Below are 10497 nucleotides of genomic sequence, written 5' to 3' on the forward strand. Positions count from 1 at the left end.
CTAGACGATGGGGACAGCTGGCGCATCCGGAGCGATTCGAACGCCCGACCCTCTGGTTCGTAGCCAGATACTCTATCCAACTGAGCTACGGATGCGCTGTCAATACAACAGTACTCTGGCGGAGAAAGAGGGATTCGAACCCTCGATACAGGTTTAAGCCCGTATGCTTCCTTAGCAGGGAAGTGCCTTCGACCACTCGGCCATTTCTCCGTTTCGAGAGAGGCGAACTATACGCACATTCGCCCCTCACGTCAACCACTCAAGCACAGAATTTTCGAATTAATTTTGTGCTTGGTCTAAACCAAAGGCTTTATGCAACACGCGCACAGCCAATTCGAGGTATTTTTCATCAATCAAAACAGAGACTTTGATCTCGGAAGTCGAGATCATCTGAATGTTGATACCCTCTTCAGCCAAAGTACGGAACATGGTAGAAGCCACGCCAGTATGCGAGCGCATGCCCACACCAACGATAGAGACTTTTGCCACTTTATCGTCAGCGTCAATTTTGCCAGCGCCGATATGAGTTTGAACTTCTTGCAAGATACCCTGTGCACGCTGATATTCGCCACGCGGCACAGTGAACGAGAAGTCGGTAGTACCGTTATCGCCAACATTTTGGATAATCATGTCGACTTCGATATTGGCATCAGCGACAGGACCTAAAATTTGATAGGCAATCCCTGGCTTATCAGGCACGCCTTTGACGTTAATCCGCGCTTCATTGCGATCAAAAGCAATCCCTGATACAACCGCTTGTTCCATCTTATCGTCTTCCTCAAACGTAATCAGCGTGCCATCGCCTTCTTCTTCAAAGCTGGATAACACACGCAATTTGACTTTGTACTTACCAGCAAACTCAACCGAGCGAATCTGCAATACTTTTGAACCGAGGCTGGCCATTTCCAGCATTTCTTCAAAAGTAATACGGTCGAGTTTACGTGCCTCGGGCACCACACGAGGATCGGTGGTATAAACACCATCGACATCGGTATAGATTTGGCACTCATCCGCCTTTAAAGCAGCAGCAATTGCCACCGCCGAGGTATCTGAACCGCCACGACCCAAGGTGGTAATCGAACCGTTGTCGTCAATCCCTTGGAAGCCCGCCACCACCACCACACGACCAGCTTCCAAATCAGCACGCATTTTGACATCGTCAATCGATTGAATGCGGGCTTTGGTAAAGCTGCTGTCGGTCATCATGGGCATTTGCCAACCGGTATAACTGACGGCAGGCACACCAATATCTTTGAGTGCCATCGACAGCAAACCAATGGTAACTTGCTCACCAGTAGAGGCAATCACATCCAATTCACGAGGATCGGGATGAGCTTGAATTTCACGAGCCAAAGCAATCAGACGATTGGTTTCACCACTCATAGCCGAAACAACGACTACAACTTGATGTCCCTGCGCCTTCCACTTCGCCACGCGACGGGCGACATTCTTAATCCGCTCCGGAGTCCCAACCGAAGTGCCGCCGTATTTTTGCACGATGAGAGCCATATTGCGCGTCTCTATTCCTGAGTAAAGAAGGGTTAAAATTTGGAGCTGGCATTCTAGCTGCTAAGCCGCAGAAATGATAGCGGCTTGACCGTGGACAAAAAATTGCGTACACTACAGCCTTTGTTTTTTCCAGTTATAGGAACACTTTCATGATTCGCAAGAATCCTAGCGGCCACCTCCCTCAGATTGATGCAACAGCGTTTGTTGACCCAACAGCCATTATCTGTGGCAGACCCAACAGCCATTATCTGTGGCAAGGTCATTATTTGTGAAAATGTCTTTGTTGGCCCGTATGCAGTTATCCGAGCTGATGAAATTAACGCTGATGGCGATATGGAACCGATCATTATTGGCGCTAACTCAAATATCCAAGATGGCGTGGTGATTCATTCAAAAAGCGGCGCTGCCGTGACCATCGGGCAACATACCTCAATTGCCCACCGTTCTATCGTGCATGGCCCATGTCAGGTCGGCGATCGGGTATTTATTGGTTTTAACAGCGTGTTGTTTAACTGTGTGGTCGAAGAAGGCTGTGTGGTTCGCCATAATGCGGTGGTGGATGGTTGTACCCTACCAGCAGGGTTTTATGTGCCATCAACAACCCGTATTGGGCCAAAAACCGATCTTGATACGATTCCTCGTGTCAGTGTTGAAGCATCCGAGTTTTCTGAAGATGTGGCACGCACCAATGTTGATTTGGTGAAAGGCTATAAGAAACTGGCAAACGAGTTCTAAACAACTCGACGTCTAAATTGAGAAGACAAAAAAATACCCCGCGTTGTGCGGGGTATTTTTTGCCGTTGTCCAAATTAACGCTTGGAGAACTGTTTGCGGCGACGTGCTTTGTGCAGACCGACTTTTTTACGTTCGACTTCACGAGCATCACGAGTGACCAAGCCTGCGTTAGACAGTGTTGGTTTCAGTTCAGTCGAGAAGTCAATCAGTGCACGGGTGATACCGTGACGGATAGCACCGGCTTGACCCGTTTCGCCACCACCAGTCACATTGACCATGATGTCGAAAGTTTCGAGGTGATCAACCAAAGCCAAAGGCTGACGAATCACCATGCGGCCGGTTTCACGGGCGAAGTATTCATCAACCGGTTTGCCGTTGACGACGATGTTACCAGTGCCTTTCATCATGAAAACGCGAGCAACCGCGCTCTTACGACGACCGGTACCGTAGTAGTATTTACCGTTCATTCTTTATGCCTCGGAGAATCAGAAATCCAGCACTTTGGGCTGTTGCGCGCTGTGTGGATGCTCACCGCCTGCATAGACTTTGAGCTTTTTAATCATGGCATAACCCAGCGGGCCTTTTGGCAGCATGCCTTTAACGGCTTTTTCCAGCACGCGTTCAGGGAACTGGTTTTGCAGTTCGGTGAAGTTGCGCTCGCGGATACCGCCAGGGTAACCGGTGTGGCGATAGTATTTCTTATCTAACGCTTTGTTACCGGTGACGCGCAGTTTGTCGGCGTTTACAACGATGATGAAATCACCAGTGTCAACGTGTGGGGTGTACTCCGGCTTATGCTTGCCGCGCAAACGACGAGCGACTTCAGCAGCGAGACGACCGAGAACTTTATCGGTTGCATCAACTACGAACCACTCATGCTTGACTTCGTGCGGCTTGGCAGAAAAGGTTTTCATGGAACTCTTCCACTCGAAATCTTGAAAGCCGTCGATTCTATTACAGCGCCCTAAAGGGTGTCAAACCGCGATCAGGCAGCAAGCTGCTGATTTCTTCGGGTTTTTCTCAAGATCAGGGATAAAAAAAAATGTTGTGAATTCTGGGGCCATCTAAAAGCGACAATGCAAGCGCTGTATTTTTCGCAATGCAACAAATTATTGCTATTCCTTGCACAATTGTTACCAGTCAAATAAAAACTTGAACCCAAAGTGCATTTAACCAAAATTACACAAAAAAATAGCAAAAAAAAGCGCAGTCAAAGCATGACTGCGCTGAATTCCACCTTTTTAAAGGAGGATGGAGGAGACAACACCACAACGCACACCTTGCGTGAAACGTCCTGATGCGGTTTGATTATGGAAACTCTGCGCCGTTTTTGCAAGCACTTTTTGTGCACTGCACTATAAAAATTTATTTTGTGGGGAATAAGGGTAAAGGTTTATGCCAGTTTTTTGGCAGGAGAAAACCAAAACCACCACAAAGCAAAAACTTGTAAAACCGATAAAGAAAGAAACGTCCAACGATAGGCCACCGCCTCACCATCACCAAAACTCTGCCACGTATCAATCAAAGCCCCGAGTCCCCACTGCAAGCAAAATGCCCCTAAGAAGGCAAACACATTGATCGCGGTGTTGGCACGTCCAGACACCGTCACAGGAAAACCGGCAGCCACCAGTGAATATTGGATATTGGATAGACTGAAACAGGCGCCTAACACCACCCACCCCAAATCAGCCAATGGCCCACTGACCCAAGTGATTGCCAACATTGCCACCACGGCACACACCATCGCCCACCGGTATAAGTCCATCAAACGGATACCGCGTTGCGCCAGACGGCTAGCAAAAAATCCCATAAACAGAAAACCAGCCAACATCGCCAAACCAATCATGGTCAAGCGTTGTGCGGCTTCGGCAGCAGCCATTCCCTCTTGCACCATCATCCAGCGTGTGGCCCAAACACCTTGCACTGCCATAAAACCACCGGTGATAGCAAAAGCCATCGGTGCAAAACGCCAAAAATGGGCACTGGCTAAAATCGCTTGTAAGCCTCGCCATTGTTCAAGCAAGCCACCGCCCTGCACGCCAGTGGGCTTTTCTGGCACAAATAGCAATAGTGCAAGGCTGGAACACACGGTAATCACCGCTAGCGCGTAAAACACTTCGCGCCATGTCCATGCGGTTAACAACCACTCCAGCGGCTGTGCCGCCGCCAACGCACCTAGACCACCAGCAGCCATAATCCAACCGGTGAGCGAGGCTTGTTGTTGTGGCGGAAACCACAACACAAAACACTTAAACGATGCCATCAAACACGCCGACACCCCCAAACCAATCAACGCCCGTCCAATGGCGAGTTCAGTTAAACTGCTTGCTGCAGCAAAAATGACTGCGCCCAATGCAGCAATCAGCAATAACCCTGCCTCGACCCGACGGGGACCAAAGCGATCCAATGCCAAGCCCAACGGCAGTTGTGCAGCACCGAAGGCTAAAAAGTAGGTACTGGTTAACAGACCTAAATCGGCATCGGCTAAACCCAATTCATGGGAAAGCAAAGGCCCAGCCACACCATTGACGGTGCGGTAGAGGTAAGACAGAAAATAGCCAAAGGCAAAGGGAAGAAATAAACGCCATGGAGAAATCGCTGGCATAGACATGAACCTTTCAACGCATATTGATGCAGAAAAACCGCAATTATGACCAAAGTATTGCAGAGATGAAATTTAGCAATTTATCTGTAAATCATGGCAATTATCAACAATAAAATTTTGAAAAAACCCATTACAATCACAACAAAAAACCAATAAAAACAAAATTAAAAGCAGAAAAAACCAACAAAAAAAGATTTTTTTTTGCAATGCTGCAATAAGATTACGCCGTTGGCGCCAACAATGCGCTTTTACCCCTCAACCTTACTGAAGACGCTTACTTATGAACACTGTGTCTCGTCGCCTCGTTTTGAATACCTTAGCAGCGGGTGTGTTGGCTGCTATGACATCTTTTGCCCAAGCCCAAGACATGAAACTGGTGTCAGTCACCGCGATTGTCGATCATCCGGCCCTCGACTCCGCCCGTAAAGGGATTGAAGACGAACTGAAAGCGCTGGGTTTTGAAGCGGGCAAAACCATGAAGTATCAATACCAAAGCGCACAGGGCAACCCTGCCACCGCTGGTCAAATTGCCAAGAAATTTGTGGGTGATAAGTCTGATGTGATTGTTGCGATTGCCACCCCGAGCGCCCAAGCAGCGGCAGCCTCAACCAAAACCATTCCTGTCGTGTTTACCGCAGTCACAGATCCTGTTGCGGCTAAATTGGCAAAAGATTGGAAACCCTCTGGCACTAATATCACTGGGGTGTCCGACAAATTGACGCTGGCTTCGCAAGTTGATTTGATCTTGAAGGTAAAACCCAACGCCAAAAATGTCGGGATGGTGTATAGCCCCGGTGAAGTGAATTCGGTCAGTGTGGCAAAAGAACTGAAGACCGAATTACAAAAACGTGGCTTGCAACTGGTCGAGGCCGCTGCCCCACGTACTGTCGATGTGGCACCAGCAGCAAAAAGCCTGATTGGTAAGGTCGATGTGATCTACACCTCGACAGATAACAACGTCGTTTCCACCTACGAATCGTTAGTGCGTGTCGCTTCCGATGCCAAAATTCCATTGGTTGCAGCGGATACCGATTCGGTTAAACGTGGCGCCAGCGCAGCCTTGGGGATGAACTACTACGATATGGGTCGCCAAACCGGTCGTATTGTGGCCCGTATTCTGAAAGGCGAAGCCCCGGGTAGTATTGCGCCACAACTCGGTGATAAAGTCTCGTTAACGGTTAATCCAGAAGCAGCGAAAAAGCAGGGCAACCCTCTGCCAGACGCGTTGCTGAAGGAAGCCAAAGAAGTGATTAAATAACTTCTTTCTCGTGGGCAGTGTAAGCCGCTGCCCTGTTCGACTTCACCGCGCCCAATCCGGCGCGGTATTTGTTTTTTTAAGAGGTGTTCATGTCATTCATTTCCCTCATGGGCGCTTTGGAAATCGGGCTCATCTTTGCGCTTGTCGCCTTGGGTGTGTTGATTTCCTTTCGTATCCTGAATTTTCCTGATCTGACCGCTGATGGCAGCTTCCCCCTCGGAGGCGCGGTGGCGGCAACCCTTATCAGCGGCGGTCATGATCCTTGGCTGTCTTGCGCGATTGCGGCAGTTGCCGGTGCGATGTCTGGCTGGGTCACAGCGTGGCTTAATGTGCGTCTAAATATCTTGCAGCTGCTGGCCAGTATTTTGGTGATGATTGCCCTTTATTCCATCAATTTGCGAATTATGGGTGCGCCGAACGTGCCCCTGTTAGGTGAGGCGACCGTATTCACGCCATTTATTGGCGAAGGCGGTGATAGCGCCTATTGGATTCAACCGATGGTATTAGTGGCAGTGGTGATTGCGGTGAAACTTGGGCTAGATGCATTCTTTGCATCGCAATCCGGTTTAGCGCTGCGTGCCACCGGCGCCAACCCACGGATGGCACGCGCACAAGGGATTTCCACTAACCGTTACACCTTGGCAGGGATGGCACTGTCTAATGCCCTCATTGCTCTCGGTGGTGCGCTTTATGTGCAAACCCAAGGCGGGGCGGATATCTCGATGGGCGTGGGTACAATTGTGATTGGTTTGGCGGCCGTGATTATTGGTGAAACTTTAATTCCAAGCCGAAATTTATGGATCATTACGCTCGCCACGGTCTTAGGTGCCATTCTGTATCGTCTGTTTATCGCCTTAGCGTTAACTGCCGATTTTATTGGCCTACAAGCCCAAGACTTGAATTTGATTACCGCCGTCTTGGTCGGCTTTGCATTGGTGTTACCGATGTTAAAAGCTAAACTAAGACGTGCCAGCGGAGCGAAATAATCATGATGCACGCACAAGGTTTGACCAAGACCTTCAACCCCGGCACACCGATTGAAAACCGTGCTTTGCGGGGTTTAGATTTGCATATTGAAACCGGTCAATTTGTCACAGTGATTGGCAGTAATGGCGCGGGTAAATCCACTTTTTTGAATGCAATCAGTGGTGATTTGTTAGTCGATAGTGGTTCAATTCGTATCGATTCACAAGACGTCACTCGACTGAACGCATGGCAACGCGCTGGTTTGGTGGCACGGGTGTTCCAAGACCCGATGGCAGGCACTTGTGAAGGCCTGACGATAGAAGAAAACCTCGCGCTGGCATGGCAGCGAGGCGAAAAACGCGGCTTCGGTCGTGCGGTTCGTCCTGAATTGCGCGATATGTTCCGTGAAAAGCTGGCGCGCCTTAAGCTGGGTTTAGAAAACCGTCTCAGTGACCGCATGGGTTTGTTATCTGGTGGCCAACGACAAGCGGTGAGTTTGCTGATGGCATCGTTAAAGCCGTCGCGCATTTTATTGTTGGATGAACACACAGCGGCACTCGATCCCAAAACCGCCGGCTTTGTGTTGGAACTCACCGACCAAATCGTCGCCGAACAAAAACTCACCGCCTTGATGGTGACCCACTCGATGCGCCAAGCCTTAGACCACGGCGAGCGCACGATTATGTTGCATCAAGGTCGTGTGGTCTTGGATGTGGCTGGCAGTGAGCGCGCCAATATGGATGTGCCCGATTTGCTTGCCATGTTCGAGCGCACGCGTGGTGAAGCCGTCAGTGATGATGCCTTATTACTCGGCTAATCACGTTTTATGCGACGGGCCAAACGCGGCCCGTCGTCGAGTTTTTCCAACTCTTGCTCCATCCCCGACAACAAAATATTCAGCGCATCGCCTGATAAAAACATCTCGTACACCGAAATTAACAACGATAGCAGCATCAAAAGTAGACTCAAACCAAAAGCGTATACCGCATAGCTATCGTGGCGGTAGTACACCAACATCATGCTTACCACACAAAGACACATGCTAGCAGTACCAACAATTTGCATGTTTCGCACCAATAAGACACGGCGCCGTAGGTTACTGATTTGTCGCAGTAAAGTTTCATCAGGGTGTTGCTGATATTCGCCATACAAATGGCGAATGACACTGGAAAGACCGAGAAAACGGTTGGTATACGCCAATAAAATCAGCGAAATGGCGGGAAACAGCAGGGCAGGGGTGGTGAGATTCATCACGGAATACCGCTCGCAACATCGAAAAACCCACAGCCTGCCACAGCCCTTAGCCGTTGCCTAGCGCCTTAATCGAGACGGAAGTTTTCCACTTCCTGTCGTAGCGCAACCGCCATCTGATCCAGTTCCCGTACCGATTGCAAAGCACTGTTGGCTACCGTTTGGTTGGTATCGCTGGCGCTGGCCACTTGTTCAACATCAAGCGCAATGCGGTTCACTGCTTGGCTTTGCTCTGACAAAGCACCGTTAATATCGGTCGCACTGCGGTGAGTTTCTTCCGCAGTCCGGCAGGCCTCATCCAAAATCGAGCTGACATTACCTGCTGCCCCTTCGCTTTCAGCAAGGCCTTCACAACCATGGGCAATCTGTTGGTGCATGGACTGGGACAGCCCTTGTAGGCGATGGGTAATTTGATCAATCTCGCTGGCAGAATGTGCCGACTTTTCAGCCAGCTTGCGTACTTCATCCGCCACCACCGCAAAACCCCGTCCGGCTTCGCCTGCTCGCGCTGCCTCGATCGCTGCATTCAACGCCAATAAATTGGTTTGGTCAGCAATATCACGCACCTGCCACGTCATATCCGAGATCGCCCCCATGCTATCAATCACCTGTGTTGCGGTGCCGGCAATTTCCTCGTTCAGCATCTTGCGCGCTTCTAATAAGCGTTGTTGCAACACCTGCGAAGTTTGCATCCCATCTAAAGTATGTTGATGGCTCACTGCGGCCGTATCGCGTAAGTGTTCAGCTAACGAGGCAGTTTCTTCGATGCTGGCGGTAATTTGTTCCAACGACGCCGAAGAAGAAGCAATCGCCCCCGATTGCTGCATGGTTGCACTGGAGAGAGATTCTGCCCCGCGAGCTAATTTACCCGACTGCTCTGCTAAGTTTTGGCTATAGCGGCGAATGCTCAGCATAATATTTTGGGTATCGGCTAATAGCGAATTAAAGGCCTGACTTACACGAGCAATTTCATCTTTTCCTTCAACAGGCAAACGACCAGTCAGGTCTTTATTAACACGAGCGGCATCAAGCTGTTTTGCCAAATTAGACAGCGGCAATGCCACACCACGGCTAATCCAAATTGCACACAGCATAATCACCGCACCCACGGCCAGAATCTGCAGCAAATGTACCCAGAGAGACGACCAGAAAGCACGCTCGACATCATCAAGATAAATACCGGTTGAAACACCCCAACCCCAAGGAGCAAAACCTTGTCCATAGGCCACTTTTGGCACCGGTTCTTCACTGCCAGGTTGTGGCCATAAATAGTGCACAAAACCGGGTTTATTGGCCTGAATCAAATCGCGCATTTCAACCATAAATAAACGACCGGTGGCAGGATCTTTTAAACCAGATAAATCTTGACCATTCATCTCTGGTTTTATTGGATGCATCAGCATCTTTAACTGCATATCAAAAATAAAAAGATACTCTTTTCCGTCATAACGCATTTCCGTCATAACGCATTGCGGAAATGGCATTTTTAGCGGCATTTTGTGCCGCTGGCAGCGACATCCGACCGGCTTTCACCTCAGCCTCGTAGTAACTTAATATGCCAATACTGGTTTCAACGATATTGCGAACCTTGTTTTGCCGTTCGTTCAACAAGGTCTCGCGCTCGGTCATCATCCCCAAACCAGAGATGATCAACATGCCAACCAGCGCAAGCAAAAGCAATAACAACAACTTTGCTTTCACGGAAAGTTGCGACAACATGGTGTGCCTCCTAGAGCTGATGTGTTGAGCTTACTATGGTAAAAACTCAACCATCTATTTTTATATTGAGGCAAACAGATTAGCAGCTTTATTACGCTATAACAAAAGGCAAAGTAAATAACCCGCGACTGAAGTCGAAGGCTTTATTGTGAAACGAGAGCATGGTTGATCCCATTTCCAACATCAGGCGTATTTACAGCCGCCCTTGGCGAGACGGCGGTCTCGCCAATGCGGGCAAGATTCCGACTTGCATTCAAGTCGCTGTGCGCCCGCAGACCACAGTGAGGGCACTCGAAACGGTGTTTCGAGCGCTTCCCCAATCCTCCACAACACGAGCAGGTCTGGCTGGTGTAGGCCGGGTTGACGTATTCGACCGCGATGCCTGCTGCCTTGGCCTTGTATTCGACGAAGGTTTGCAACTGCCGCCACGCCCAGCGGTGCAGGCGGCCACGCA

At 49.6% G+C, this 10497-nt stretch carries 12 protein-coding genes and 2 tRNA genes; 4 read left to right on the plus strand and 10 right to left on the minus strand.

Annotation, left to right across the window (positions count from 1 at the left end; all coding sequences use genetic code 11):
* Positions 1 to 18 precede the first annotated feature (18 nt).
* The 3 genes from G465_RS0111570 to G465_RS0111580 form a co-directional block, all read right to left on the minus strand.
* Positions 19 to 95, minus strand: a tRNA-Arg gene (locus G465_RS0111570).
* Between the two features lie 21 nt (positions 96 to 116).
* Positions 117 to 210, minus strand: a tRNA-Ser gene (locus G465_RS0111575).
* Between the two features lie 69 nt (positions 211 to 279).
* Positions 280 to 1509, minus strand: a complete 1230-nt coding sequence (locus tag G465_RS0111580; RefSeq protein WP_022654621.1) for an aspartate kinase — start codon at positions 1507 to 1509, stop codon at positions 280 to 282.
* Between the two features lie 189 nt (positions 1510 to 1698).
* Between G465_RS0111580 and G465_RS14620 the strand changes: the two genes are divergently transcribed.
* Entirely contained in the window at positions 1699 to 2244 is a 546-nt protein-coding gene (locus tag G465_RS14620; RefSeq protein WP_211213774.1) for a gamma carbonic anhydrase family protein, read from the plus strand.
* A 74-nt stretch (positions 2245 to 2318) separates the two neighbouring features.
* On the opposite strand, the gene rpsI is transcribed toward G465_RS14620, so the two are convergent.
* The 3 genes from rpsI to G465_RS0111600 all read right to left on the minus strand — a co-directional run bounded on the left by rpsI (position 2319) and on the right by G465_RS0111600 (position 4849).
* Complete coding sequence (rpsI, locus tag G465_RS0111590) at positions 2319 to 2711, minus strand: 30S ribosomal protein S9 (RefSeq protein WP_022654622.1); 393 nt, start codon at positions 2709 to 2711, stop codon at positions 2319 to 2321.
* A gap of 18 nt (positions 2712 to 2729) precedes the next feature.
* Positions 2730 to 3158 carry a 50S ribosomal protein L13 gene (rplM, locus tag G465_RS0111595; RefSeq protein ID WP_022654623.1) on the minus strand — a complete coding sequence of 143 codons (429 nt, stop codon included), beginning with the start codon at positions 3156 to 3158 and terminating at the stop codon, positions 2730 to 2732.
* A gap of 479 nt (positions 3159 to 3637) precedes the next feature.
* Positions 3638 to 4849, minus strand: coding sequence for an MFS transporter (locus tag G465_RS0111600; RefSeq protein ID WP_040399711.1), 1212 nt, complete (start codon positions 4847 to 4849; stop codon positions 3638 to 3640).
* A gap of 280 nt (positions 4850 to 5129) precedes the next feature.
* On the opposite strand from G465_RS0111600, the gene G465_RS0111605 reads away from it, so the two are divergent.
* The 3 genes from G465_RS0111605 (at position 5130) to G465_RS0111615 (ending at position 7890) form a co-directional block, all read left to right on the plus strand.
* Entirely contained in the window at positions 5130 to 6107 is a 978-nt protein-coding gene (locus G465_RS0111605) for an ABC transporter substrate-binding protein (protein WP_022654625.1), read from the plus strand.
* Between the two features lie 89 nt (positions 6108 to 6196).
* Positions 6197 to 7093 (plus strand): ABC transporter permease, encoded by an 897-nt coding sequence (locus tag G465_RS0111610; RefSeq protein ID WP_022654626.1) that lies wholly within the window; start codon positions 6197 to 6199, stop codon positions 7091 to 7093.
* 2 nt (positions 7094 to 7095) lie between these two features.
* Positions 7096 to 7890 carry an ABC transporter ATP-binding protein gene (locus G465_RS0111615; RefSeq protein ID WP_022654627.1) on the plus strand — a complete coding sequence of 265 codons (795 nt, stop codon included), beginning with the start codon at positions 7096 to 7098 and terminating at the stop codon, positions 7888 to 7890.
* Here G465_RS0111615 and G465_RS0111620 read toward each other — a convergent pair.
* From G465_RS0111620 to G465_RS15600, 4 genes are all read right to left on the minus strand, one after another.
* Positions 7887 to 8324: a DUF2721 domain-containing protein gene (locus tag G465_RS0111620; protein WP_022654628.1), complete on the minus strand. Its 438-nt coding sequence runs from the start codon at positions 8322 to 8324 to the stop codon at positions 7887 to 7889. The genes G465_RS0111615 and G465_RS0111620 overlap by 4 nt on opposite strands.
* A 68-nt stretch (positions 8325 to 8392) precedes the next feature.
* On the minus strand, positions 8393 to 9727 hold the full coding sequence (locus tag G465_RS0111625; protein WP_245556792.1) for a methyl-accepting chemotaxis protein: 1335 nt from the start codon (positions 9725 to 9727) through the stop codon (positions 8393 to 8395).
* A 40-nt stretch (positions 9728 to 9767) separates the two neighbouring features.
* Entirely contained in the window at positions 9768 to 10043 is a 276-nt protein-coding gene (locus tag G465_RS0111630) for a cache domain-containing protein (protein ID WP_022654630.1), read from the minus strand.
* A 143-nt stretch (positions 10044 to 10186) separates the two neighbouring features.
* Positions 10187 to 10497, minus strand: a 311-nt coding sequence (locus G465_RS15600; RefSeq protein ID WP_155846551.1) for an RNA-guided endonuclease TnpB family protein, incomplete at its 5' end; no start/stop codon positions are given.

The sequence above is a fragment of the Aquaspirillum serpens DSM 68 genome, assembly GCF_000420525.1.
In the GTDB taxonomy this organism is placed as follows: Bacteria; Pseudomonadota; Gammaproteobacteria; order Burkholderiales; family Aquaspirillaceae; genus Aquaspirillum; species Aquaspirillum serpens.